Origin of the sequence: Pseudomonas sichuanensis, from assembly GCF_024749065.1 — a bacterium.
Taxonomy (GTDB): Bacteria; Pseudomonadota; Gammaproteobacteria; order Pseudomonadales; family Pseudomonadaceae; genus Aquipseudomonas; species Aquipseudomonas sichuanensis.
Genome location: NZ_CP087185.1, coordinates 2,458,258 through 2,483,069, shown reverse-complemented (window position 1 = coordinate 2,483,069; position 24,812 = coordinate 2,458,258). Strand labels below are relative to the sequence as shown.

The window sequence follows — 24,812 nt, the reverse complement described above, 5'->3', positions numbered from 1 at the left end:
GCTCACTCGAAATCGGCGGGCAACGGTTGCTTGAGCCACTTCTCGGCATTGCGCCCAAGGCTGCCGTCGGCCTTGGCCTGCACCAGGATTTCATCGACCTTGGCGCGCAGCGCCGGCTGCTCCTTGGCCATGCCCACGTACACCGGCGAGTCCTTGAGTTTGAGCTTGAGCACCGGCACCTTGGCCGGGTTCTTCGCAGCAATGGCCGACATCACCACGCTGCCGCTGGCGATCAGGTCGACCTGCCCGGACAGGTAGGCGGCGATGGTCGAGTTGTTGTCTTCGAAACGCTTGATGGTCGCGCCTTGCGGGGCCACCGCGCTCAGCTCCATGTCTTCGATGGCGCCACGGGTGACGCTGATGGTCTTGCCGTTGAGCGCATCGAGGCTGTCGATGCTGCTGGCTTCGGGGCCGAACACGCCGAGGTAGAACGGCGCGTAGGGTTTGGAGAAGTCCACCACCTTCTCGCGCTCCGGGTTCTTGCCCAGGCTCGAGATCACCAGGTCGACCTTGCCGGTGGTCAGGAACGGGATGCGGTTGGTGCTGTTGACCGGGGTAAGGGCCAGCTTTACCCCGAGCTTGTCGGCCAACAGTTGCGCCGTGTCGATGTCCAGGCCGCGCGGTTTCAGGTCGGGGCCGACCGAGCCGAACGGCGGGAAGTCCTGGGGCACGGCAACCTTCAGCACACCGCGCTGGCTGATGTCGCTGAGGGTATCGGCGTGGGCGATCGACTGCATCAGGGCACTGCCACACAGCAGTGTGGCCAGCAGGCATTTGCGCATAGTGTTCATGGTCAAGACCTCGGGTGGTGATGGGCAGCTGTTTGCTGAACCCTTGCAGCCGACGTGCCATGACGCTGCAAAACACCGGGAAATCGCCCGCAGGCCTCGTGCTTGGCGGTATTACTGGTCTGAACAGTTGATACCCTGGGGCCCGGCATCCTGCCGATAAATCCCCGTTAAATGGCAGCGACCGCGCCGTTGCACCAGCACAGGGCCAAACTTGCGTGCACGGTGAAGAACGTCGTAAAACGGCAGCTTCTTTGATTGGATGGGTCTGTACCGATGCTCGACACCCCCCTTCGCGGCGCCGTTCCCGAACTCGCTTTGCAGGCCATCCAGCGCCTGATCGACGAGGGCGAATACCAGCCGGGCGACGCCCTGCCCGCGCAACGCGAACTGGCGCAGAACCTGGGGGTCAGCCGTGCGTCACTGCGTGAGGCCCTCTCATCCTTGAGTGCCATGGGCGTGGTCAGCGTGCAGCCGGGCAAAGGGGTGTTCGTCAAAGCGCAGAAAGCTGAACAGCCAGCCTCTGCTTCAGGATTTGCCTGGCCGTTTGCAGCCCAGGTATCGGCCGCCGATACCTTCCAGTTGCGCTATGTACTCGAAGGCTTTGCCGCTGGCCAGGCTGCCAATGGCCTGACCACCGAGGCCCTCGATGCACTGGCGGAAAATGTCGAAGCCATGGGCATCGAGTTGAAGGCGCGCAACTTCGAAGCGGCGGCGCGCCTGGACTTCGCCTTTCATCGGGGCATTCTCGAGGCCAGTGGCAACCTGGCGATGCTGCAGATAGTCATGGCCAGCGAGGCCATTTACATAGAGAGCCAGAAGTTGCCATTCATTCGCCCGGAACGGGCCATGGAAACCTGGAAAGAGCATAAGAAGATCCTCAACGCGCTGGCCAGGCATTCGGCCCCTGCCGCGCAGAAAGCCATGCAGGAACATATCCGCAGTGCCGCCTTGCGTACCGGGATCGTATTCTCGGCCTAAGCGGCCGCCCTCCCCGTATTGGTTCAAAAACACCAACGCCGGCCTGCCACGCCCCGTTTTGGCGCGGGCTCGCCTGGCAGGCCGTCAACACGCAAACAAACCCACCCCGCCTCCCCCAGCCAAAAGCGTCGCTTTATTGAATAAATAAAGCGCGCCAGCGATTGTTTTTAAAAATAATCAGCTGATTCGCGGCTTATTGGATTTCCGGCACTTCCATTGCAAAGACTTTGTTTACCTGCGCAACGCATCGCCCGCTCGATGCGCAGCAGGAAGTTGTCAACGCACACTGAGGTGCCGATAAAAACCAGAACTCATTTTTGCTCGCAGGATCTCGCATCGTGAAATAGCCAAGTTGCAGGAAAATGCCGTGGGTTTGTGCGGCAAGGAGTGCGGTATGTCCCGAGCTTTTTTCAATGAAATGTATGACGCCGACGGTGCCTGCCGTCCCCACTACCAGCCGTTTGCGCGCTGGCTGGCAGACACACCGCCCGAGTTGCTGGCGCAGCGCCGACGCGAAGCGGACTTGCTGTTCCACCGCGCCGGCATCACCTTCACCCTGTATGGCGACGAACAGGGCACCGAGCGCCTGATCCCCTTCGACATCATCCCCCGCAGCATCAAGGCCAGCGAATGGCAGAAAGTCGAGCGTGGCTGCATCCAGCGGGTGCAGGCGTTGAATCTGTTCCTGGCCGACGTCTACCACGACCAGCACATCCTCAAGCAAGGCATCATCCCGGCCGAGCAGGTGCTGGCCAACGAGGGCTACCAGATCGCCATGCAAGGCCTGAACTTGCACCGCGACCTCTACGCCCACATCGCCGGCGTCGACCTGGTGCGCGACGGCGATGGCAGCTATTACGTGCTCGAAGACAACCTGCGCACGCCCAGCGGTGTGAGCTACATGCTCGAAGACCGCAAGATGATGATGCGCCTGTTCCCCGAGCTGTTCGCCAGCCAGCGGGTGGCGCCCATCGACCACTACCCCAACCTGCTGCTCGATACCCTCAAGAGCGCCAGCCCGCTGGAAAACCCCACCGCCGTGGTGCTGACCCCGGGCCGCTTCAACAGCGCCTACTTCGAACATGCCTTCCTGGCCCGTGAAATGGGTGTGGAACTGGTGGAAGGCGCCGACCTGTTCGTGCGCGACGACCATGTGTTCATGCGCACCACCGCAGGCCCCAGGCAGGTGGACGTGATCTACCGGCGCCTCGACGATGCCTACCTCGACCCGCTGTCGTTCAACCCCGACTCGATGCTGGGGGTGCCCGGCCTGATCGCGGCCTACCGCTCGGGCAACGTGGTGCTGGCCAATGCCATAGGTACCGGGCTTGCCGATGACAAATCGATCTACCCCTATGTCGACGCGATGATCCGCTTCTACCTCGACGAGGAGCCGATCCTCAACAACGTGCCGACCTGGCAGTGCCGCAACCCCAAGGAGCTGTCCCACGTGCTGGCCCACCTGCCGGAGTTGGTGGTCAAGGAAACCCAGGGCTCCGGCGGCTACGGCATGCTGGTCGGGCCGGCGGCCACGGCGGCAGAAATCGAAGACTTCCGCGCGCGCCTCAAAGCCCGCCCCGAAGCCTACATCGCCCAACCCACCCTGAGCCTGTCGACCTGCCCGACCTTTGTCGAGAACGGCATCGCCCCGCGCCATATCGACCTGCGGCCCTTCGTCCTGTCGGGCAGCGAAACCCGCCTGGTACCCGGCGGCCTGACCCGGGTGGCGCTGCGTGAAGGCTCGCTGGTGGTGAACTCGTCCCAGGGTGGCGGCACCAAGGACACCTGGGTAGTGGAGGACTGACACATGCTTTCAAGAACCGCTTCGGACCTCTACTGGATGTCCCGTTACCTGGAGCGCGCCGAGAACCTGGCGCGCATGCTCGAAGTCAGCTATTCGCTGTCGCTGATGCCCCAGGCCGGGCGCAGCGACGGCCGCGCCGAACTGGCCATGTCGTTGCTGGCGGCCGGCACCCTGGATGACTACAACCAGCGCCACGCCGAGCTCGACACCGCGCGCATGCTGCATTTCTTCGCCTTCGACGAGACCAACCCCGGCAGCATCTACTGCTGCCTGCAGGCGGCGCGCACCAATGCCCATGCGGTACGCGGGCGGATCACCGGCGACATGTGGGAGAACATCAACGCCACTTGGCTGGAGATGCGCAACATCGCCAGCAACGGCCTGGCACGCTATGGCATGAGCCAGTTCTGTGACTGGGTCAAGGAGCGCTCGCACCTGTTCCGCGGCGCCACGGCGGGCACCATCATGCGCAACGACGCCTACTGCTTCATTCGCCTGGGCACCTTCCTGGAGCGGGCGGACAACACCCTGCGCCTGCTGGATGTGCGCTACGAAATGTTCGGCGAGGCATCGGAAGAGGTCAGCGACCACTCGGCCCGTGGCTACTACCAGTGGAGCGCCCTGCTGCGCGCGCTGTCATCGTTCGAGGCGTTCAACGAGATCTACCGCAACGCGCCCAGCGCCCGCCAGGTGTCGGAGCTGCTGCTGTTGCGCGCCGATGTGCCGCGCTCGCTGCATGCCTGCATCGAGGAGCTGGACCATATCCTCGCCGGCCTGCCCAGCACCAGTGGCCGCGCCTCGCAGCGCATGGCCGCCGAGCTCAATGCGCGGCTGCGCTACACCGGCATCGACGAAATCCTCGAAGCCGGCCTGCACCCATGGCTGACCGACTTCATCGAGCGCATTCGCCAGCTCAGCCAGACCGTTCACCACTCCTACCTGGAGGTCGTATGAAGCTCGCCATCCACCATGACACCCGCTACACCTACGCCAACCAGGTGAGCGCCAGCATCCAGTTCCTGCGCCTGACCCCGCAGAGCAACGCCCGCCAGCAGATCCTCGCCTGGCAGGTGCAGATGCCCAAGCAGGTGCGCAGCCAGCTCGACCCCTACGGCAACGTGCTGCACGTATTGACCCTGGAAGAGCCGCACAGCGCCCTGGCGCTGAGTGCCCAGGGCCAGGTCGAGATCGACCCCACGCTCGAGGTCGAGCACGACAGCCAGTCGCCCTTGCCGTTCCTGCGCACCAGCCGCCTGACCCAGGCCGACGCAGCCCTGATCGACTTTGCCAGGCAACACTGCGGCAGCCGCCGCGACCGGGCCGCGCTGGTCATGCTGATGGAGGGGCTGGCCGAGCGCATGCCGTACAGCCCAGGGTCGACGGCGGTCGACAGCACCGCTGCCGAGGCCTTCGCCGCCGGGGTGGGCGTGTGCCAGGACCACACCCATGCCTTCCTCGCCTGCGCCCGCAGCCTGGGCATCCCGGCGCGTTACGTGTCCGGCTACCTGTGCACCGAGGATGCCAGCCACCTGGCCAGCCACGCCTGGGCCGAGGCCTGGCTGGGCGATGGCTGGTACAGCTTCGATGTAACCAATCGTCTGGCCAGGCCCGATCGCCACCTGAAACTGGCGGTGGGCCTGGACTACCTCGACGCCTGTCCGGTCCGCGGCATGCGCCGGGGCGGCGGCGCCGAGTCGATGCTGGCGCAGGTCCAGGTCCGGTCGCTGCTGCAGGGGCAGCAACAGTAAGCCAAGCCCCCACCGACCCCGTCGTTGCAGTGACGCCGGGGTCATTCAACCTACACAGGTAAACCACATGACGTACTGCGTGGCCATGCACCTGGCCGACGGGCTGGTGTTTGTCTCCGATTCGCGCACCAACGCCGGGATCGACCAGATCTCGACCTTTCGCAAACTGTTCATTTTCAGCACCCCCGGCGAGCGGTTGATCGTCCTGCAGAGCGCGGGCAACCTGGCCACCTCGCAATCGGTGGTCAACCTGCTGCGCCAGCGCTGCAACGGCACGGGCAGCCATCTGCTGAACGTGCGCACGCTGTACGACGCGACCGTGCTGGTGGCCGCGACCATTCGCGAGGTGGTCACCCGCGACCGCAGCAAGCTGGCGAGCAAGGTCGACCTGAGCTGCTCGTTGCTGGTGGGCGGGCAAATTGCCGGTGGGCCCATGGGGGTCTACAGCGTGTATCCGCAAGGCAACTTCATTCAGGCCACAGAGGACACACCGTTCCTGCAACTGGGCGAAAGCAAGTACGGCAAGCCGATCCTCGACCGCAACCTGACCTACCGCACGTCACTGGACGAGGCATTGCGCTGTGGGTTGATCTCGTTCGACTCGACCATCCGCAGCAACCTGTCGGTGGGCATGCCGCTGGATTTGCTGGTGTATCGCAAGGATGCGTTCGGGCCGACCCAGAGTTATCGCATTACCCAGGATGATCCTTACTACAGCCAGATTCGCAGCCAGTGGTGTGCGGGGTTGCGGGATTTGCTGGGCGAATTGCCGGCGCCGCCTGGGGAGTACATGGGGTGACCGTTCGCAGGTTTCGGTGAACGGCTGCTAATGCTGGGGGGGCGCTTTGCGCCCCTATCGCGACACAAGGCCGCTCCTACAGGGGATCGCGGTCGCCTGTAGGAGCGGCCTTGTGTCGCGATAGGGCTGCGCAGCAGCCCCGGCAATCACAAGCCAAATGCAAAACCTATCCCTAACGCAACAACACCTGAATCTGCTCATGCAGCGTATCCAGGTCGAACGGCTTGGCCAGGATCGGCGCCTTGCGCGCGATCGGGCTGCCCGACTCGAGGATCTCCGCCGGGTAGCCACTGATGAAGATAACCTTCAGCTCAGGCCGCAACTTCACCGCAGGCTCGGCAATCTCCACCCCGGTGATGCCGCCCGGCAGGCGAAAGTCGGTGACCATCAGGTCCAGGTGCGGTTTGCTGGCCAGGATCGCGAACGCCTGTTCGCCGTCTTCGGCCACCAGCACGTGGTAGCCCTCGCCCGCCAGGTAATCGCGCAGGATCATGCGGATCGCCGGTTCGTCCTCGACGATCAATACGACATCTTGTGCATCTTCGCTCATGACAACGCCTTCACATTCAACTCAGTTGGCAATCAGACCCCAGCACTACGCCGAGGTTGCCTGTGTGTGGTCGCTTTGCTGCTGCACCCTTGGCAACGGCAGGTAGACGCTGAAGGTGGCACCGCTGCCCTCGCTGCTGTCGACCTGGATCCGCCCGCCATGGGCCAGTACGATCTGCTCGGAAATATACAGCCCCAGGCCCAGCCCGCCGCTGGCCTGCTGGGCGGCGACGCGCTCGAACTGCTGGAAGATCCGCTGCTGGTTCTGCGCACTGATGCCGATGCCTGAATCCTGCACCTGCACGCAGGCCATGGCGCCATCCTCGAACAAACGCACCTGCACCGGCTTGCGCTCGCCATAGCGCAAGGCATTGGACAGCAGGTTGGCCAGCACTTGCTCAATGCGAAACTCGTCCCACTCGCCGTGCAGGGTCTGGCAACGCTGCAGTTCGATATGGGTTTCAAGAGCTCCGGCCTGGGCGCTGAAGTTCTGCACCAGGCCTTGCACCAGCTGGCCGAGGTCGAAGGCCTTGGGCCGGATCGACAGCTTGCCGGTGCGGATGCGCGACACGTCGAGCATGTCCTCGACCAGGCGGATCAGGCTGTTGATCTGCCGTTCGTCACGCTCGACCATGGCCTTGAGCTTGTCTTCGCTGAACGCCGCCAGGTTGCCGCGCGACAGGTGCATGCGGCGCAGCTGGGTTTCCAGGATCAGGCCGTTGAGCGGGGTACGCACTTCGTGGGAGACGATCGACATGAAGTCGTCGCGCATGCGCACCGCCCGTTCCAGCTCGCCGCGCGCCACCTGCAACTGCGCCAGCAGTTGCTCCTGTTCGGCGCGGCTGTGTTCCAGTGCCTGCAACTGCCGGTCGAGGGCCTTGCGCTGGCGGAACAGGTCGATGAACACCGACACCTTGCTCTTCACCGCGACTGTATCCAGCGGCTTGTGCAGGAAGTCCACCGCGCCGCTTTCATAACCCTTGAAGGCGTAATTCATTTCGCGCCCGGCAGCCGTGACGAAGACGATGGGCACGTTGCGGGTCTTCTCCATGCCGCGCATCAGCTCGGCCAGTTCGAAGCCGTTCATGCCGGGCATCTGCACGTCGAGGATGGCCAGGGCGAACTCGTGGTCGAGCAGCAGCGACAACGCCTGTTCCGCCGACTGGGCCTGGTGGACCTCGCGGTCCTCGCCCTGGATCAGGGCACCGAGGGCCAGCAGGTTTTCCGGCAGGTCGTCGACGATCAGCAGTTTGGCAGTGATGTTGCTTAACATGCGTGGGGTTCCAAGGTGGCGAGCAACTGCCCGATACCGCTCAGGGAAAGGATATGGTCGGGGCGGTGCAGGGCCAGGGCGGCCTCCGGCATCAGCGCGACCTGCGCATCGCGAGGGTCCTGGACCACGGTCCGGCCGCCCCTTTGTTTGATCTGTAACAGCCCACGGGCGCCGTCTTCGTTGGCACCGGTCAGCAGTATACCGAGCAGGCCCGGGCCATAGGCATCCGCCGCCGAGGCGAACAGGTAGTCGATGGCCGGCCGGGAAAAATGCACCGGCTCTTCCTGGCTGAGGGACAACGTCAGGTCCTGCTCCACCGACAGGTGGTAACGGGGCCCGGCGACGTAGATCAGCCCCGCTTCGATCTGTGCCTTGTCGCAGGCTTCGCGTACCGGGCGGTGCAGGCGGCGCTGCAGCACTTCGGCCAGCTGGCTGTGGCGGTTGTCCGGCAAGTGCAGCACGCAGATCACCGGGATGGCGAAACCTTGCGGCAACGCGCCGAGCACGCTGAACAGCGCGCTGACGCCGCCCGCCGAGGCGCCGATGACCACCGCACGCACGCCGTTCATGATTTGCGGTAGATCCGTTCAGGCCGCACCAGCGGCTCGAAACCGTCGCTGTAGGCCGAGAAATCCACCGATTCCTTGCTGCCCAGCACCAGGAAGCCGCGGTGGCACAGCGACTCGTGGAACAGCCCCAGGGCGCGGTCCTGCAGGGTCTTGTTGAAATAGATCAGCACGTTGCGGCACGACACCAGTTGGGTCTCGGAAAACACGCTGTCGGTGGCCAGGCTGTGGTCGGCGAAGGTCACGTTGTCGCGCAGGCTGCTGTCCATGATGGCGTTGCCATAGGCGGCGGTGTAGTACTCGGCGAAGTCGCGCCGGCCACCGGCCTTGCGGTAGTTCTCTTCGTACTCGCGCATGCTCTGCAGCGAATAGATGCCCTGCTTGGCGCGCTCCAGCGAGTGCGGGTTGATGTCGGTGGCGTACAGGATGGTGCGCTCCAGCAAGCCCTCCTCACGCAGCAGGATGGCCATGGAATAGACCTCCTCGCCCGTGCTGCAACCGGCGATCCAGATCTTGATCGAGGGCCAGGTACGCAGCAGCGGCACCACTTCGTTGCGCAGCGCCAGGAAGTGGCCGGGGTCGCGGAACATCTCGCTGACCGGGATCGTCAGGTACTGCAGCAGCTCCATGAACATGCCTGGGTCGTGCAGCACGCGCTCCTGCAGCGCGGTCACCGTGCGGCAGTCGAACTGGCGCAGGGCGTGCAGGATCCGGCGCTTGATCGAAGCGCCGGAGTAGTCGCGAAAATCGTAGCTGTACTTGAGGTAGATCGCCTCGATCAGCAGCCGGATTTCAATGTCGGTGTTGCGTTCACTGGTCAAGATTTCAGATTCGCTCCAATTGCGGCAGCCACACGCGGATCAGCGAGAACAGACGGTCCAGGTCGATCGGTTTGGCCAGGTAATCGTTGGCGCCGGCCTGCAGGCAGCGCTGCTGGTCGTCCTTCATCGCCTTGGCGGTCACGGCGATGATCGGCAGCTTGCGCCAGCGCGGCTGCTGGCGGATCAGGCGGGTGGCTTCGTAGCCGTCCATCTCCGGCATCATCACGTCCATCAGCACCAGGTCGATGTCGTCGTTGGCCTCGAGCACCTCGATGGCCTCACGCCCGTTGCGGCCGATCTCGACGATGGCGCCCTTGTGCTCCAGGGCGCTGGTGAGGGCGAAGATGTTGCGCACATCGTCGTCCACCAGCAGGATCTTGCGCCCCTCGAACACCTTGTCACGGCTGCGCGCGGTCTTGAGCATGCGCTGGCGCTCGTTGGACAGCTGCGACTCGACCTTGTGCAGGAACAGCGTGACTTCGTCGAGCAGGCGCTCCGGCGAGCGTGCGCCCTTGATGATGATCGAGCGCGAGTATTTGAGCAGGTCGGCCTCTTCCTCGCGGGTGAGGTTGCGCCCGGTGTAGACGATCACCGGCGGGAAGCTGCGGATGTCCTCGGCGGTCATGCGCTTGAGCAGCTCGTTGCCGAGCATGTCGGGCAGCTTGAGGTCGATGATCATGCAGTCGTAGATGTTCTCGCGCAGCAGCGCCAGGGCGTCCTGGGCCAGGGCCACGGCGGTGATCTGGATGTCGTCGTCGCCGATCAGGCGGGCGATGCTCTCGCGCTGCAGGTCGTCGTCTTCCACCAGCAGGATGTGCTTGAGCTTCTGGGTAAGCTTGGCCTCCAGGCGAGCGAACACCGCCTTGAGCTCGTCGCGGCTGGTGGGTTTTACCGCGTAGCCCACCGCGCCCATGTGCATGGCCGCCTCGACGCGGTCTTCCACCGAAATGATGTGCACCGGGATATGCCGAGTGCCGGCCTGCTCCTTGAGGCGCTGCAGCACGGTGAGCCCGGAATGGTCGGGCAGGCGCATGTCCAGCAGGATGGCGTCGGGCAGGTACTGAGCGGCCAGTTCGAAGCCTTCGTCGGCGCTCTGCGCCACCAGGCAGCTGTAGCCCAGTTCGTGGGCCAGGTCGTAGAGGATGCGGGCGAAGTTCGGTTCGTCCTCGACCACCAGGATGCAGCGGTTGCTGAACGGCGCCAGTTCGCGGTCGTCGGTGAACGCAGGTTTCGGCCGTTCGGCACGCGCCGGCACCACCACCTGCGGCGCCGGGGGCAGTTCATCGACCGCCGGGCGCAGGCTGTGCACGGCTTTCTGCTCGCCCGAGGGCTCGTAGCGCTCGGGCAGGATCAGGTTGAACACACTGCCCTGCCCCGGGCTGCTGTCGACGCTGATCTGCCCACCGAGCAGGTGGGCCAGGTCGCGCGAGATCGACAGGCCCAGCCCGGTGCCGCCATAGCGGCGGTTGCTGGTGCCGTCGACCTGGTGGAAGGCGCCGAAGATCGCCTGCTGTTGGTCGGCGGCAATGCCGATGCCGGTGTCGCGCACGGCGAACACGATGCCCATGCCCACCTGGTGGCTGATGCGCAGGCTCACCTGGCCGCGCTCGGTGAACTTGACGGCGTTGGACAGCAAATTCTTGAGGATCTGCTCCAGGCGCTGGCGGTCGGTGAACAGCGTCGCCGGCAGGGGTTGTTCGAGCTGTACCTCGAAGTCCAGGCCCTTGTCCTGGGCGAGCGGCCGGAACATGCTCTGCAGGCCTTCGACCAGGCGCTCCAGCGGGGTGGTTTCGGCGCGCACTTCAAGCTTGCCGGCCTCGACCTTGGCGATGTCGAGGATGTCGTTGATCAGGTTGAGCAGGTCGTTGCCGGCCGAGTAGATCGACTCGGCGAACTTGACCTGCTCCTGGCTGAGGTTGCCCTCGCCGTTCTCGGCCAGCAGCTTGGCCAGGATCAGCGAGCTGTTGAGCGGCGTGCGCAGCTCGTGGGACATGTTGGCGAGGAATTCCGACTTGTACTTGCTCGACCGCTGCAGGTCGTCGGCGCGCGCCTGCAACTCCACCTGGGCCTGGTTCAGCTCGCTGTTCTTGCGGTCCAGGGCGTCGGTGCGCTCGGCCAGTTGTTCGTTGGTCTGCTCAAGCTCTGCTTGTTGCGTCTCCAGGTAGGCCTGGGACTCCTTGAGCACCCGCGACTGTTCTTCCAGCTCTTCGTTGGCCGACTTGAGCTCCTCCTGCTGGACCTGCAGTTCCTCGTTGAGCTGTTGGGTTTCGGCCAGCACTTCCTGCAGGCGCTGGCGGTAGCGGGCGCTTTCGATGGAGATGCCGATGTTCTCGGCCACACGTTCCAGCATCTCGACATCGCGATCATGCAACGGGCGCAGGAAGCCGATTTCCACGACCCCATTGATGCGGCCATCATCCCGCGCCGGCATCAGCAGGCCGCTGCGTGGCAAACCACGGCCAAGGCCGGAGCTGAGCTGGTAATAATCCTCGGGCAGGTCATCCAGGCGGATCAGCCGCCCCTGCATCACGGCCTGGGCCAGCAGGCCGCCATGCTCCCCCAGCACCTGCTCTTTGCCTTGCTGCTCGGCATCCAGGCCGTAGCTGGCCACCCGCACCAGGTGCCCGTGCTCGTCACGCACATAAAGTGCACCGACCACGCTCCCCAGGTAGCCGGCGAAACAGCGCAGGATGTTGTCGCCGAGCATGGGCAGCGTCAGTTGCCCCATCATCTGTTCGCCCAGTTGGGTCTGCCCGGCGCGCAGCCAGGCCTGGTGCTCCAGGCCCTCGGCAGAGCGCTGCTGCGCCTGCAGGTTGTCGGCGTAGCTTGCCGAAAGCGCCAGCAGGTCGCGCCGCCCAAGGAAGGCGAGCAACCCGCTCAGGGCGACGATGAACAGCACGAAAGCCGAGATGGCGGTGACCGTGACCGCACTGACCTTCTCGTTGCGTGCCATGCGCAGTTGCTGTTCGGTGCTGATGAAGCTGTCGAATTCCTTGCGGATCTCGTCGGTGATGCGCTTGCCACGACCGGAGCCGATCGGCAGCTGATAGTCACCTTTGTTCCGGCGCAGATTGATCATCTCGCCGCCGAAGTTGTTCCACTCGCGCTGCAGAGCGATCAGCCGCTCGATCCGCTCGACCTGTTGCGGGTTGTCCGCCACCATCCCCTTGAGGCTGTCCAGGCTGCTGAAAATGCGTGGCTTGGCCACCTCGTAGGGGTCAAGAAAACGCTCTTCGCCGGTCAGCAGGTAACCGCGCATGCCGGTTTCCATGTCGATCGACAGCTTGACCGTTTCGTTGGCATTGCCGATCACCCGATCGGTGTGTTCGACCCATTGCATGGCCGAGAGCAGGTAGTTGATCACCGCCACAAACGCCACGGCGCCCAGCAGCCCTACGCCCAGCGGCAGGCCGACGTTGCGGGCGAGTAGCTTGCGAAAGCTGCGTTGATCCATCGAGGCTGTTTGCATCATGTGATAAGGCCCGAGCGAAAAAAGTCCATTGAACAGTGCTGGCGGCTACATCCTGCAAGTGTAAGACCCTGCGCCACACCGACCGGGAATACAGCGAGTCTAACCAGCTTTAGCGGTTCTGGCAGGGCATTTAGCCAGTATTTGAAGGCGCTGTGCGCCAATCGTTCCATCTGATTGCACACGCCGTTAAGCTGGGGAACTTCTACCCCGCCACGGGCACAGAGTAGATACCCTTTACGCGAAACAGGATCCGTACCATGCACCTTCTGGTAGTCGAGGACGACGACATCGTTCGTATGTTGATAGTCGATGTGCTCGACGAACTGGGCTACAAAACCGTCGAGGCGGAAAATGCCGCTGCTGCACTGAAGGTTCTCGAAGATGCCGGGCAGTCGTTGGCGTTGATGATGACCGATGTCGGTTTGCCGGATATGCGCGGTGAAGAGCTGGCGGGCAAGGCCCGTGAGTTGCGGCCCCTGCTGCCTGTGCTGTTTGCCAGTGGCTATGCCGAGAACATGAGTGTGCCTGAAGGCATGTACATGATTGCCAAGCCGTTCAGCATTGATCGGTTGCGGGACATGGTGCGGGAGATTCTTGGGGGGGGTTGAGGTGGGGCTGCGAGGCGCTCGATCTCACAGGCGCTGGAAATGCCCAGTCATGCCCATGGCAGCCCACCCCATCCCCATATGCTTAAATAGCGCCCTTTGCCCCAAGGCCCTCCCCCATGCCCCATCTCCTGGTCCTCAGCCTCCGGTGGCCCGAACAACAGGCCTGCAGCGCCGGCCAGCACCTGCAGCAGATTCTCCAAACCTTCCTGGCCGGCGGCTGGCAGGTTACCTTCGCCAGCTCGGCCCAACCCTGCGAGCGCAAGGCCGACCTGGCGGCACTTGGCGTGATCGAGCAACACATCAGCACCGATAACCAGGACTTCTTGGCCAGCCAGGCCGCAGACGTGGTGCTGTTCGACAGTTTCACCAGCGAAGAGCGCTACACCAGCCAGGTCACCCAACACATCCCTCAAGCCCTGCGCGTGCTGCTCACCGGCGGCCTGCAAAGCCTAAGCGAGACGCGCCAGCAACTGCTGCGCCGCCGCCTGATCGAAGGCCTCGACCCTAACGACTTCCGCGCCCTGTTCGCCACCAGCGGCCCGGACCTGTATCGACACATGGCGCCCTCCGAGTTGACCCAACGCGAACTGGCGGCCATCTGGCGCTGCGACCTGACGCTACTCACCTCGCAAGCCGAGTTCGACCTGCTGGTCAACGGCTTCGGTGTGCCGGATTACCTGCTGCATTACTGCCCGCCAATGGTCGAGCCCGCCGCTACCGCGCGCCCGTTCGCCGAGCGCCAGCACTTCGTGTGCCTGGGCGACTTCGCCTCGCCGGCCCAGCATGATGCGCTGCTGTGGCTCAGGCACAACCTCTGGCCGGTGCTGCGCCGCCAGTCGCCCGAAGCGCAGCTATACCTCCACGGCGCCAACCCGTCAGCCAGGAGCATGGCCTTGCATGCCCCGGAGCAGGGTTTGCATGTGATGGGCGAGCCGCCATGCGTCGAGACACTGCTGGGCAGCGCCCGTGTGTACCTGGCGCCACTACGCTCCGGCTCGGGCATCGACGGCCCGCTGCTCGATGCGCTTCGCCAGGGCACGCCCTGCGTGACCACACCGGTGGCTGCCGAGGGTATACAAGGGGCGCACCCCTGGCCGGGCAGCATTGCCGACACCGCCGAAGGGCTGGCCAAGGCGGCCGCGCAGCTATACGGCGACGCGGCACGGTGGCAACGGGCGCATGACGCCTGCGAGCCGCTGCTCAAGGCACGCTTCGACCGCCAGCGGCATTCCACCGTGCTGCTCGGGCGTATCGAACACAGCCTCGTGCATATGCACGAACAGCGGCTGTACAACTTCGTCGGGGCCATGTTGCGGCGCGAACGCCGGTAACCGGCTGCCTGACGACGCGGCAGCACGGCCTCAGGGTTCGCGGCGCAACAGGTAGGTGTCCATGATCCAGCCCTTGCGCCGCCGGGCCTGCTCGCGAGCGTCGAGAATCTGCGCCTTGACCTGTTGCAGCGGCCCGGCGATCAACAGCTCATCGACCGTGCCCAGGTAGGCGCCCCAGTAGATGGTCAGTTGCGGGTCCTCCAGTGCGGCAAACATGCACTGGCCATCGAGCATCACCAGCGCATTGTCGATCCGCGCCTGCCCAGCCAGGCGACGGCCCGGCAGCACGATCAACGGCTCGCCGATGCGATTGAGGGGAACCTGATGCCTGGCCGCCAGGGCCTGGATACTGCTGATGCCGGGAATCACCTGAAGCGCCAGCGCAAGGCCACGCTGACGCACGAGCTCGAGGATGCGCAAGGTGCTGTCATACAACCCCGGCTCACCCCAGAGCAGGAAAGCGCCGACATCATCGGCACCGAGCTCGTCCTCGATCAGCCGGGCATACAGCGCGGCGCGCTGCACGTGCCAGTCGTGCACGGCCGCAACGTAGTCCGCTGCCTGGGCATCGCGCCGTGGGTCGGCGACCTGTACCAGGCGGTAGCCGCCATCAGGCAGGTAGCGTTCGAGGATGGTTTTGCGCAGGCCCACCAGTTCGTCCTTCTCCTGCCCCTTGTCGAGCACGAAGAACACCGTGGCACGGCGCATGGCCTCGACGGCCTCATAGGTGACCTGGCGCGGATCGCCCGGGCCGATACCAATCAACAGAAGTTGCTTCATCACCTGCCCTGCCTGGTTACCGGCGGTCATTCTCGGATGGCCACCGGTATTTGGCAAAGGGGCTTAGAACACCGAGAAGTTGTAGCTGACGATCACCCGCGTTTCGTCCATGTCCCGCGCCCACTTTTCATAGTTGCTGCGGTAGGTGGAGTTGCGCAGGCGCACGCTGACGTCCTTGAACGTGCCGCTTTGCACCTGGTACTTGAGCTCGGTGTCGCGCTCCCACTCTTTGCCTTCGGCAGTGCTGCCCGGCACCTTGATGTTGTCGCCGTTGATATAGCGGGTGAAGAACGTCAGGCCGGGAACGCCAATGGCCTTGAAGTCGTAGTCGTAACGCAGCTGCCAGGAACGTTCCTGGGCGGCGGCGAAGTCGTTGACCTGGGCGTAGTTGACCAGGTACGGGTTGGTGCCGTCGAGGTACGGCATGGCGCTTTCGCCATACATGCGCTGCCAGCCGGCGCTGAGCTTGTGGCCGCCCAGGCTGTAGCCGAGCATGCCGCTGAAGGCGCGGTGGTCGATGTTGCCGGCGCGAGCGTTGCCGATGTCATCGCTCTTGATCAGGCGCAGGTCGGCCGACAGCGTACCCACCTGCAGCGGCTGGCTGGCAACCAGGCCGAGGAAGTGCTGGCGGTAGATATTCTCGAGTTTGGACACCTGGTACTGGGCACTGACACGCTCGTTGAAGCGGTAATCGATGCCGCCCAGGTCGAAGTGGTCGGCCTCGATATCGCAGGCGTAGCGCTTGTTCTTGCAGTGCACGCGGATGTCCTGGCGGTCGGTGGAGTCCCGCGCGGTGTACTGATTCAGGCGCGCCAGGGTGAACTTGAGGTCACGCACTTCTTCGGAGGTGAGCCAGGCACCGTGGAACATGGTCGGCAACAAACGGCCATCGTTGTACTTGAGCAGGGGTACGTCCGGCATCATCGAACCGTACTTGAGCATGGTCTCGGAGACCTTCACCTTGCCGGCAATTCCCATCTTGGCGTACTGGTCGGCGGAGTGGCGCGGGTCATGCCCGGACGACGGCAGCAGCCCGCTGTTACTGTCAGCAGGGCTGGAGTCCAGTTTGAAACCGACCATCCCCAAGGCATCCACCCCGAAGCCTACCGGGCCTTGGGTATAACCGGACTGGACATTGAGGATGAACCCTTGCGCCCACTCTTCGCGCTTCGACGCGCCCTGGCTGGAACTGCTGTGACCATCACGGAAGTCGCGGTTGAAATAGACATTGCGGGCTTCGATCTTGGCACTGCTGTCTTCAACAAAACCGGCAGCCTGGGCACTGACACCGGCGCACAGCAAGAACAAGCCGGCAACACTGCGCCCGGGGGCGAGAGGAAAAGGGGCAAACATGCGAGGGAACATCCAGAGAAAGGCAAAAAACAATCCGGGCAGCCACCTGCACCGGCACTACGGGATGAACGAACAGATTTCGACCATCATCGCCAATTTTGCCCCGAAGGCTCTGGAATGAGCCATTGGACCATGGTCTAGCGCAGCCGAGAGCAGCCAATGAAGCAGTTTCAAAGCGGTTACGAAAAACCGGCAAAGTTCCCGGATAATCAATTGAAAGTTTACTGTTTACCCCCCTGCCCGCGACTACTACACTCACTAACAGCGAACAGCAATACCCACCCGCGTGGCCGGCGTCTAGTGTGACTTCCATGTTCGTTACGCCATGCCACGGCAGACTTACAGGAGTGATGACAGTGTCCAGACTTGCAGAGTTTCGTGCTGCCGAAAAAGCGCTACAGGAACAGATGGCACAACTGGAAGCGCTGAAAAAGGATGCCGGCCTCAAACGCGAAATCGAATTCGAGCAGAAACTAGTCGGCCTGATGAAAAGCTATGACAAGAGCCTGCGCGACATCATCGCCATTCTCGACCCCAAAGCGACCGCGCGGGGCCCGGCAGTTGCCGCCAAACAGCAACGCCGCCCGCGTGTGGTGAAGGTGTACGAGAACCCCCACACCGGCGAGCTGATCGAGACCAAAGGCGGCAACCACCGTGGGCTGAAGGCCTGGAAAGAACAGTACGGGGCGCAGACCGTGGAAAGCTGGGTTCGCTGATGAAATATCAACACCGGCTTCACACATTTTTCACAAGCGCTGTAACAGTATCGAACCAGCTAAAGGACTAGCGACCCCATCACGCGCCCGCACATGCGGGCCTCTAATTCCGGCGCCCTGCACTCGTGCAGGGCGCTTTCGTTTGCGCTCGAGGCTGACTGCCGTATCATGCCCTCCTGTATTTAGGCTTTGTACGAAAAGTGCCTGCGCGACGATCATGCTGCGTTGAAAACAGGCTCGGAATGCTCATTGACAACCAGTCAACTCCGCTTCCTCGCCTGTTTTCGCCTTGCCTGATCGCCGCTCGGCGACTTTTCGTACAAACCCTAGGCCCTGATTCTGGAGTCCCCATGAGCCTGCATGATCTGAACACCCTGCCCGGCGTCACCGCCCAGCCAGACACCGCCACCGCCCAATTCGTATTCAACCACACCATGCTGCGGGTCAAGGACATCGAGAAATCGCTGGACTTCTACACCCGCGTGCTGGGTTTCCGCCTGGTGGACAAGCGCGACTTCCCAGAAGCGGCCTTCAGCCTGTATTTCCTGGCCCTGGTCGACCCGGCGCAGATCCCTGCCGACGACGCCGAGCGCCACCAGTGGATGAAATCGATCCCTGGCGTGCTGGAACTGACCCACAACCACGGCACCGAGAACGACCCTGAGTTCGCCTACCACAACGGCAACACCGACCCGCGCGGCTTTGGCCACATCTGCATTTCGGTGCCGGACGTACGCGAAGCCTGCGCGCGTTTCGAGGCGCTGGACGTGCCCTTCCAGAAGCGCCTGGCCGATGGCCGCATGAACCACCTGGCCTTCGTCAAGGACCCGGATGGTTACTGGGTCGAAGTCATCCAACCGACCGCGCTGAAAGACTGACAGACGGCGCTCGCGCTCGTCGGGCCGGGAACTACCGGCCCCTTGCCGTGGTATATGGAAGTAACCCTTCCATAGCCACAGCGAGGTAAGGACGATGCAAACCCTTCACTGTGAATACCGCGAGCACACCATCACCGCCAGTGTGATGCCCCACCCCGATTCCCCCCTGCCCTATGCCGCCGGCTGCCTGATTACCGACCCAGGCGGGCATACCAGCAAGCGCCTGTCGTTGCCGATGAAATTCTTCGCCGACCTGGAAAACGCCCAGCATGTGTCCCTGGCCCATGGCCGGGCGCTGGTCGATCATCAGTTGGATGACGGGCACAAGGTGTTTTGAGCCCAGCGTATGCACGCCCACTGTAGGAGCGGCCTTGTGTCGCGATAGGGCCGCAAAGCGGCCCCAGGGTTTCAGCGTGAAAGCAGAAATCGCCGGGGCTGCTCCGCAGCCCTTTCGCGACACAAGGCCGCTCCTACACCGACCGCGCTGGCTTCAAACCATGCGTAATCCTGCATTCAGCCGCCTTGGGCAAAGGCCACCGCCGCCGCCACCTGCTCGTCCGACGGCCGCACCCCGGTATACAGCACGAACTGCTCCAGTGCCTGCAGGGCGATCACCTCAAGCCCGGTGATCACCGGTACGCCCAGCGTTTCCGCCCGCAGGATCAGCGGTGTGCGCGCTGGCATCGCCACCACGTCGAACACCCGCTCGGCCGCGGCGATCGCATTTTCCGAAAACGCCAGCTGATCGGCCTCCGGCCCGCCAGCCATGCCGATCGGCGTGACATTGACCAGCATCGGCGGGCACAGGTCGCCCAGCTCGGGCAACCAACCATAGCCACAGACATCCGCCAGGTGCCGCCCGGCCTGTTCGTTGCGGGCAACGATGGTGCCGTTGGCGAAGCCCGCATCACGCAGCGCACTGGCCACCGCCTTGGCCATACCGCCGCTGCCGCGCAAGGCAAAGGCGGTGCCAGGGTCGACCTGGTGGCGCTGCAGCAGCTGACGTACCGCCAGGTAGTCGGTGTTGTAGGCCTTGAGGTGACCGTCGGTGTTGACCAGCGTGTTGACCGACTCGATCGCCAGCGCAGACGGATCAACCTCATCCACCAGCGCCATGCAGGCCTCTTTGTACGGCATCGACACACCGCAGCCGCGAATGCCCAGGGCGCGAATACCGGCCACCGCGGCAGGCAGGTCCTGGGTGGTCATGGCCTTGTAGTAGTAATCCAGCCCGAGCTGCTGGTAGAGGTGATTGTGAAAACGCACGCCGAAGGTACCGGGGCGTCCGGCCAGGGAAATGCACAACACGGTGGCGCTGCTGGGGGATAGGATCATTGCCGCTCCTGTCGAGGCTGCTGAAACGATTGACTAAGCGTAACAGAGGCTGCCGCCTGTCGCCCCTTACACAACCTTTACCCTTCCCCTGCGCTCACTTGACCCTGACTGCGGTCATAGTAATCAGGCCCCAAGCGTGGGGTTGTCTTGCGAGGATTGACCATGAAGCGTTTCATCCCCGGAATCGCCCTGCTGGTCGGCGCGCTGGCCGTCAGCGGGCAGGCGTCCGCCCACGGTGGCGGCTGGTATGGCCCGGGGCCGGTGATCGGCGCGGCAGTGGTGGGCGCGGTGGTCGGGGCAGCCGTCAGCGGTGGGCATGACCGTACCGTCTACGTCGAGCGCCAACCCGCCTATTACCCACCGCCACCGGTTTATGTGCAAGCACCGCCGCCGCCCGTGTACTACCAGCCCTACGTGGTCGAACAGTATGTGCCGGCACCGCCGCCACCGGTGTATCGCCGCTACTATGGCCCGCCGCCGGTCTACTACGGCCCGCCTCGCTGGTAGTCGGCACAGTTGATGAAATCAATGACCACTATCGAAGCCATCGATTTCAAACCTTCACGGCGTCTGCGTAATGTGGGGCCATGTTTCACAGGAGATCCCCCATGGCCCCCATCCAGATCATGTCCGTCATCGGCAGCGCCGTACCGGCCAGCCTGCGTGCCCAAGGCCAGCTGGCGTGCTGGTACCTGATGCGCAACGGCGAAGCCATCAGCGGCCCGTTGACCACCCGCTCCTCGGCCGAGACCCTGGCCGGGCAGTTACTCGACAGCTGCCTTATTGCCTGAACCGAATCTGTTGTTGTGTGTTGCTCCCCAAGCGTCCCCTCGCCCGCCTTCATGGCGGGCTTTTTTTTGCCCGACGCACGTGGTCCGGACAACGCAAAGGCGCCAAAACTGGCCTCAAAACAACATGATGATGCAAGCAAACACCGCGACCCCAACGCCTGATACCCAGTTTCTTTCGGCGGTCTCACTTCGCCAATCGCCCTGTGGGCGCCGGCCCAGGCTGGCGATCTTCACGACTGGCCAGCCGAGCCAGTAAAAGAAGAACCAGAAAATGATCTCCAGAAAGAGACTAGTGAACGCCTTCCCCAAGAACGCGAGAACTTCGGCCATGTCGGCGTCCTCAATACAACACGCTCACAGTGTAGGTGTTTGATCGACATTCATTTTGCACCGCCAGCGCAGAGCGCCCCGCCCCATCCGTTCGAGGAAACTGTTCACAGGGCGCTCTGCGGTGATGATGACGGTGTTTGGTTAATACCGGCGATACTCATGGCCACCACGATCCTCATCGTAGTAATGCCGGTGATGCCTTCCATCGTGCCAATACGGCCAGCAACCGCTCAACACCACCACCGCTGACAGTATTGCGACCCAAGCAGCTTTTCGTTTCATTTGAGTGTCTCCGGCCAGGCGAAGCCAGGCCTTGCATAGTTTGGACCTCGGTAAAATTGCAGGTTCAAACAATGCCGCTCCACTCATCCCTTCACATGCAACTGCATTAGCAGACGTCAGGCGACCTTAAGGCAGAATGTTGTAAGCCAGCGTAAATCGCCTGACCCTCTCTGCCCGACAGCGCCTCAAGAGCCTTCGCCCTTTACCTGGCAAATGCCATTGGCTCGGTTCTTACCGGTATAGGAAACGCTCGCAGAGCCGTCCGGGTTGATCGACAGCGAGATCGTCACACCGCTGCCCTTGGCTTCGAAATAGTTGTCGTTGAACCTCTTCAGCTTGCCTTCCTTGCCATTGATGTAGATAGGGCCACCCTTGTCGGCGTGCACCTCGATGTTGCCTGGGCACGTGGCGTTCACTAGCGGAATTCCAGCCTGAGCAGCGCCCGACGCAACCAGCATGACACCCAGCAGTAGTCGCCTCATCTCACATTCCTTGAGTGGATTGATCGAGACGGAAGCAGTAGTCCAATTTGGCTCTGGCCGCCAGCGCTTTGCACCAACGACCGGGCCAAAAATCGCCAAGCCGGAAGAGAAGGTAATGGGTACAGAATCGGTACAGGATTAAATTTCGTTCACCTTGCGCCCTTTGGATATAAGGCATTCGACAGCCTTTAAGCCATACTCCACAATGCATCGGTTTTTGGGGGAAAACCCTTGCACAGCCAACGACATACCAACATTTAGTGAGCCTCAACGTGAAAACTTCCCTGTCCATCCTCAGCCTGCTGCTGTTGCTCACAGGTACTGCGACCCTCCCGTCGACCGCTGCTGCACAACCCCCGGCCCAGGCCCAACGTGACCCCAGCAAGTTGCACCTGGCCTCCGGCAGCGCCCTGCTGATCGACCTCAACACCAACCAGGAGCTGTACGCCAGCCACGCCGATCGCGTGCGCCCCATCGCCTCGGTCACCAAGCTGATGACCGCGATGGTCGTGCTCGACGCCAAGCTGCCCATGGACGAAATGCTCAGCATGACCATCGCCAACAACCCGGAGATGAAAGGCGTGTATTCGCGGGTGCGCCTGGGTAGCGAGCTGAACCGTCGCGAGACGCTGCTGATTACCCTGATGTCGTCGGAGAACCGCGCCGCCACCACCCTGGCCAACCACTACCCTGGTGGCTACGGCGCGTTCATCAAGGCCATGAATGCCAAGGCCCGCGCACTGGGCATGAGCCATACCCGCTACGTCGAGCCGACCGGCCTGTCGACGCTGAACGTGTCCACCGCCCAGGACCTGGCCAAACTGCTGATGGCCTCGCGCAAGTACCCGATGCTCGGCGAACTCTCGACCACCCGGGAAAAGACCGTGGCGTTCCGCAAACCCAACTACACCCTGGGCTTCCGTAACACCGACCACCTGGTCAACAAGAGCAACTGGGACATCAAGCTGACCAAGACCGGCTTCACCAACGAGGCGGGCCACTGCCTGGTGCTGCTGACCCGGATGGACAACCGCCCGGTGGCCATGGTGATTCTCGACGCCTACGGCAAGTACACCCACTTCGCCGATGCCAGCCGCATGCGCCAGTGGCTGGAAACAGGCAGCGCCAAGGCGGCGCCGTCGGTGGCCATGCAGTACAAGAGCGAGCGCCAGGCCCGCCCGCGCCTGGTTCAGGACTGAAACCCCGTACCGCCCCGCAGGACGCGGGGCACGCCTTCAGCGGCGGCCTTCGGCCAGCATGCGCACGGCCAGCCCCGCCAGCACGGTCCCCATCAGCCAACGCTGAACCTGCTGCCACACCGGCCGCCCGGCGAGAAACACGGCGATGGAGCCAGCCATCACCGCGATCAACGCATTCACCGACACACTGATCATGATCTGTGTGCAGCCCAGCACCAGCGACTGGGCCAGCACACTGCCGTGGCCCGGTTCGATGAACTGTGGCATCAGCGACAGGTACATCACCGCGATCTTGGGGTTGAGCAGGCTGGTCAACAGGCCCATGCCGAACAACCGGCGCGGGCTGTCCGCCGGCAGGTCGCGCACCTGGAACGGCGAGCGGCCACCCGGACGCAGCGCCTGCCAGGCCAGGTACAGCAAGTACAAGGCGCCGCCGATGCGCAGCGCGTCGTAGGCCAGCGGCACGGCCATCACCAGCGCGGTGATGCCCAGTGCCGCGCACAGCATGTAGATGACGAAGCCCAGGGCCACGCCGCCCAACGAAATCAGCCCGGCCGCACGGCCCTGGCAGATCGAGCGGGAGATCAGGTAGATCATGTTCGGGCCGGGGGTGAGGACCATGCCCAGGCAGATCAGGGCGAAGGCCAGCAGGCTGGTGAGTTCAGGCATCGTGCACGTCCTTGTGGTGGTGTGTGGGCGAAGTGTATCCGCAGATGATCCCGCCTTGAAACGCTGATCCATGCTTGGGATCGCACCAGGCCGCCCAGATCCAATCCCAAGCCAGGCCTCCATCCCTCACACCACCCTCTGCATATGCGTAGTCCGCCAAACCGGGTCCCCTTCCACATCCACAATGGCAAACCCCTGCCCCTCCCAGAACCGAATCGCCCCCGGCAAAAACGGATGGGTATGCAGGTACAACCACTGAACCCCCGCCTCCCGCGCCCTCTCGCGCAGCGCCGCAAACAGCGCCCCGGCTAGCCCACAACGGCGGTATTCGGGCACAACAAACAACCGCACCACTTCCACGGTACGGCGAGCGCGGTAATCGAGCTGGTCAAAGCGATGGTCATACGGCAGGTAGCCGATGCATGCCACCAACCGCCCCTGGTCATGGGCGACCAGGAACAACCCCTCCCCCTCGAGGTAGCTTTCCTCGAAACAGGCAAGGTCCCTGGGCATCGGTGAATCGGCGAGCATCGGGAAAAGCCCACGGCGGGCGGTATCGATGAAATCGACGACCTCGCGGGCATTGCGGTGGGTGGCGGTGCTCAGCGTCCAGGTCGGCATCGGCGTTGCGGCGGCTCGTTCATCACGGGCCGCCAGCATACCCAATCAGCCCGGCGAAGGTCAGGCCACGGTGTCGACCGAACCACCGGCACTGCTGCTGCCAAGCTTGTTCAGGGTCTCCAGCAACTGCGCGGTAGCCGCCGAGATCTGCCCGATCAGGGTGGTGATACTGGCCTGCTTGGCAGCAATCGCCGCCTGGCTCGCCGGGTCGTCGTGCTGCTTCGCCATCATCGCGGCCAGCTGTTTCTGCTCTTCGGCCAGCTGCTTCTGCAGCCGCTCGATCATCTCGCGCAGCTCTTTGACCTCGGGCGGATCGGAGCTTTCGTCGGTCTCGATGCTGGGCCCGGCGTCGGCATCAGCCTTGAACAGCTTGGGGTCGATCTTCAGCGGCGCTGCTTCCTGAGTGCCGCTGCCAGCCTGGGCCGCGCCGCTCTGAGCAGCATTGTTGAGGGCAGGCGCGGCGCCGGCGATGTTGATGAGCGTGAAATTAACCATGTCCCTATTCCTCTGCCAGGGTCCTTCCGATGACTGCATATCGGCAGGCCACAGCGAAACATGAACGCCAACGCGTGGATAAATTTACCCCCCCGCCATTCGTCCACCTGATACCCGAACCCTGCCCGGGCGCCCGTGCGC

27 protein-coding genes are annotated in these 24,812 nt (G+C 63.3%); 13 read left to right on the top strand and 14 right to left on the bottom strand.

Features of this window, described 5'->3' with window-relative positions; translation table 11 throughout:
• Positions 1–2: 2 nt before the first annotated feature.
• Positions 3–791, bottom strand: a complete 789-nt coding sequence (locus LOY51_RS11395) for a transporter substrate-binding domain-containing protein (protein WP_125463719.1) — start codon at positions 789–791, stop codon at positions 3–5.
• A gap of 273 nt (positions 792–1,064) precedes the next feature.
• Between LOY51_RS11395 and LOY51_RS11390 the strand changes: the two genes are divergently transcribed.
• The 5 genes from LOY51_RS11390 to LOY51_RS11370 all read left to right on the top strand — a co-directional run bounded on the left by LOY51_RS11390 (position 1,065) and on the right by LOY51_RS11370 (position 6,120).
• A complete protein-coding gene (locus LOY51_RS11390; protein ID WP_125858333.1) occupies positions 1,065–1,769 on the top strand; it encodes a FadR/GntR family transcriptional regulator in 705 nt (234 codons plus the stop codon).
• 394 nt (positions 1,770–2,163) lie between these two features.
• A complete protein-coding gene (locus LOY51_RS11385) occupies positions 2,164–3,573 on the top strand; it encodes a circularly permuted type 2 ATP-grasp protein (protein ID WP_125463717.1) in 1,410 nt (469 codons plus the stop codon).
• A gap of 3 nt (positions 3,574–3,576) precedes the next feature.
• Entirely contained in the window at positions 3,577–4,527 is a 951-nt protein-coding gene (locus LOY51_RS11380) for an alpha-E domain-containing protein (RefSeq protein WP_125463716.1), read from the top strand.
• Positions 4,524–5,321 carry a transglutaminase family protein gene (locus LOY51_RS11375; RefSeq protein WP_125858332.1) on the top strand — a complete coding sequence of 266 codons (798 nt, stop codon included), beginning with the start codon at positions 4,524–4,526 and terminating at the stop codon, positions 5,319–5,321. The genes LOY51_RS11380 and LOY51_RS11375 overlap by 4 nt, the downstream gene beginning before the upstream one ends.
• A gap of 67 nt (positions 5,322–5,388) precedes the next feature.
• Positions 5,389–6,120 (top strand): proteasome-type protease, encoded by a 732-nt coding sequence (locus LOY51_RS11370; RefSeq protein WP_258646228.1) that lies wholly within the window; start codon positions 5,389–5,391, stop codon positions 6,118–6,120.
• 172 nt (positions 6,121–6,292) lie between these two features.
• On the opposite strand, the gene LOY51_RS11365 is transcribed toward LOY51_RS11370, so the two are convergent.
• From LOY51_RS11365 to LOY51_RS11345, 5 genes are read right to left on the bottom strand one after another with little or no spacing between them, the layout of a single operon-like run.
• Positions 6,293–6,670 carry a response regulator gene (locus LOY51_RS11365; RefSeq protein ID WP_125463713.1) on the bottom strand — a complete coding sequence of 126 codons (378 nt, stop codon included), beginning with the start codon at positions 6,668–6,670 and terminating at the stop codon, positions 6,293–6,295.
• Positions 6,671–6,715: 45 nt separating this feature from the next.
• The gene (locus LOY51_RS11360; protein WP_125463712.1) at positions 6,716–7,942 is read right to left on the bottom strand and encodes a hybrid sensor histidine kinase/response regulator; all 1,227 of its coding nucleotides are present in this window, start codon (positions 7,940–7,942) and stop codon (positions 6,716–6,718) included.
• Complete coding sequence (locus LOY51_RS11355) at positions 7,936–8,511, bottom strand: chemotaxis protein CheB (protein WP_125858329.1); 576 nt, start codon at positions 8,509–8,511, stop codon at positions 7,936–7,938. The genes LOY51_RS11360 and LOY51_RS11355 overlap by 7 nt, the downstream gene beginning before the upstream one ends.
• Entirely contained in the window at positions 8,508–9,329 is an 822-nt protein-coding gene (locus LOY51_RS11350; protein WP_110994616.1) for a CheR family methyltransferase, read from the bottom strand. The genes LOY51_RS11355 and LOY51_RS11350 overlap by 4 nt, the downstream gene beginning before the upstream one ends.
• Before the next feature lie 4 nt (positions 9,330–9,333).
• Positions 9,334–12,801 carry a response regulator gene (locus tag LOY51_RS11345; protein ID WP_258646227.1) on the bottom strand — a complete coding sequence of 1,156 codons (3,468 nt, stop codon included), beginning with the start codon at positions 12,799–12,801 and terminating at the stop codon, positions 9,334–9,336.
• 257 nt (positions 12,802–13,058) lie between these two features.
• Between LOY51_RS11345 and LOY51_RS11340 the strand changes: the two genes are divergently transcribed.
• Both LOY51_RS11340 and LOY51_RS11335 read left to right on the top strand, forming a co-directional pair.
• Entirely contained in the window at positions 13,059–13,409 is a 351-nt protein-coding gene (locus LOY51_RS11340; RefSeq protein ID WP_258646226.1) for a response regulator, read from the top strand.
• Between the two features lie 116 nt (positions 13,410–13,525).
• Entirely contained in the window at positions 13,526–14,740 is a 1,215-nt protein-coding gene (locus LOY51_RS11335) for a glycosyltransferase family 4 protein (RefSeq protein ID WP_258646225.1), read from the top strand.
• A 30-nt stretch (positions 14,741–14,770) separates the two neighbouring features.
• Here LOY51_RS11335 and cobF read toward each other — a convergent pair whose 3' ends face one another.
• On the bottom strand, positions 14,771–15,520 hold the full coding sequence (gene cobF, locus LOY51_RS11330; protein WP_258646224.1) for a precorrin-6A synthase (deacetylating): 750 nt from the start codon (positions 15,518–15,520) through the stop codon (positions 14,771–14,773).
• Between the two features lie 63 nt (positions 15,521–15,583).
• Positions 15,584–16,873: an OprD family porin gene (locus tag LOY51_RS11325; protein ID WP_125858324.1), complete on the bottom strand. Its 1,290-nt coding sequence runs from the start codon at positions 16,871–16,873 to the stop codon at positions 15,584–15,586.
• Between the two features lie 356 nt (positions 16,874–17,229).
• On the opposite strand from LOY51_RS11325, the gene LOY51_RS11320 reads away from it, so the two are divergent.
• From LOY51_RS11320 to LOY51_RS11310, 3 genes are all read left to right on the top strand, one after another.
• Complete coding sequence (locus tag LOY51_RS11320; RefSeq protein WP_110994653.1) at positions 17,230–17,589, top strand: histone-like nucleoid-structuring protein, MvaT/MvaU family; 360 nt, start codon at positions 17,230–17,232, stop codon at positions 17,587–17,589.
• A gap of 350 nt (positions 17,590–17,939) precedes the next feature.
• Positions 17,940–18,467, top strand: coding sequence for a lactoylglutathione lyase (gene gloA / locus LOY51_RS11315; RefSeq protein WP_110994621.1), 528 nt, complete (start codon positions 17,940–17,942; stop codon positions 18,465–18,467).
• Between the two features lie 94 nt (positions 18,468–18,561).
• The gene (locus LOY51_RS11310; protein WP_125463705.1) at positions 18,562–18,804 is read left to right on the top strand and encodes a hypothetical protein; all 243 of its coding nucleotides are present in this window, start codon (positions 18,562–18,564) and stop codon (positions 18,802–18,804) included.
• Positions 18,805–18,980: 176 nt separating this feature from the next.
• On the opposite strand, the gene LOY51_RS11305 is transcribed toward LOY51_RS11310, so the two are convergent.
• Positions 18,981–19,802 (bottom strand): shikimate 5-dehydrogenase, encoded by an 822-nt coding sequence (locus LOY51_RS11305; protein ID WP_258646220.1) that lies wholly within the window; start codon positions 19,800–19,802, stop codon positions 18,981–18,983.
• A 162-nt stretch (positions 19,803–19,964) separates the two neighbouring features.
• On the opposite strand from LOY51_RS11305, the gene LOY51_RS11300 reads away from it, so the two are divergent.
• On the top strand, positions 19,965–20,309 hold the full coding sequence (locus tag LOY51_RS11300) for a hypothetical protein (protein ID WP_110994624.1): 345 nt from the start codon (positions 19,965–19,967) through the stop codon (positions 20,307–20,309).
• 101 nt (positions 20,310–20,410) lie between these two features.
• The gene (locus LOY51_RS11295; RefSeq protein ID WP_125463702.1) at positions 20,411–20,593 is read left to right on the top strand and encodes a hypothetical protein; all 183 of its coding nucleotides are present in this window, start codon (positions 20,411–20,413) and stop codon (positions 20,591–20,593) included.
• Between the two features lie 114 nt (positions 20,594–20,707).
• On the opposite strand, the gene LOY51_RS11290 is transcribed toward LOY51_RS11295, so the two are convergent.
• Positions 20,708–20,923, bottom strand: a complete 216-nt coding sequence (locus tag LOY51_RS11290) for a hypothetical protein (RefSeq protein WP_125463701.1) — start codon at positions 20,921–20,923, stop codon at positions 20,708–20,710.
• Positions 20,924–21,390: 467 nt separating this feature from the next.
• Positions 21,391–21,687 carry a hypothetical protein gene (locus tag LOY51_RS11285; protein WP_125858322.1) on the bottom strand — a complete coding sequence of 99 codons (297 nt, stop codon included), beginning with the start codon at positions 21,685–21,687 and terminating at the stop codon, positions 21,391–21,393.
• A gap of 272 nt (positions 21,688–21,959) precedes the next feature.
• Between LOY51_RS11285 and pbpG the strand changes: the two genes are divergently transcribed.
• Entirely contained in the window at positions 21,960–22,886 is a 927-nt protein-coding gene (gene pbpG / locus LOY51_RS11280) for a D-alanyl-D-alanine endopeptidase (RefSeq protein ID WP_125463699.1), read from the top strand.
• Positions 22,887–22,922: 36 nt separating this feature from the next.
• On the opposite strand, the gene LOY51_RS11275 is transcribed toward pbpG, so the two are convergent.
• From LOY51_RS11275 to LOY51_RS11265, 3 genes are all read right to left on the bottom strand, one after another.
• A complete protein-coding gene (locus LOY51_RS11275) occupies positions 22,923–23,555 on the bottom strand; it encodes a LysE family translocator (protein WP_125463698.1) in 633 nt (210 codons plus the stop codon).
• A 126-nt stretch (positions 23,556–23,681) separates the two neighbouring features.
• A complete protein-coding gene (locus LOY51_RS11270) occupies positions 23,682–24,176 on the bottom strand; it encodes a GNAT family N-acetyltransferase (RefSeq protein ID WP_258646628.1) in 495 nt (164 codons plus the stop codon).
• 60 nt (positions 24,177–24,236) lie between these two features.
• A complete protein-coding gene (locus LOY51_RS11265; RefSeq protein WP_258646219.1) occupies positions 24,237–24,671 on the bottom strand; it encodes a tektin family protein in 435 nt (144 codons plus the stop codon).
• Between the last annotated feature and the right edge of the window lie 141 nt (positions 24,672–24,812).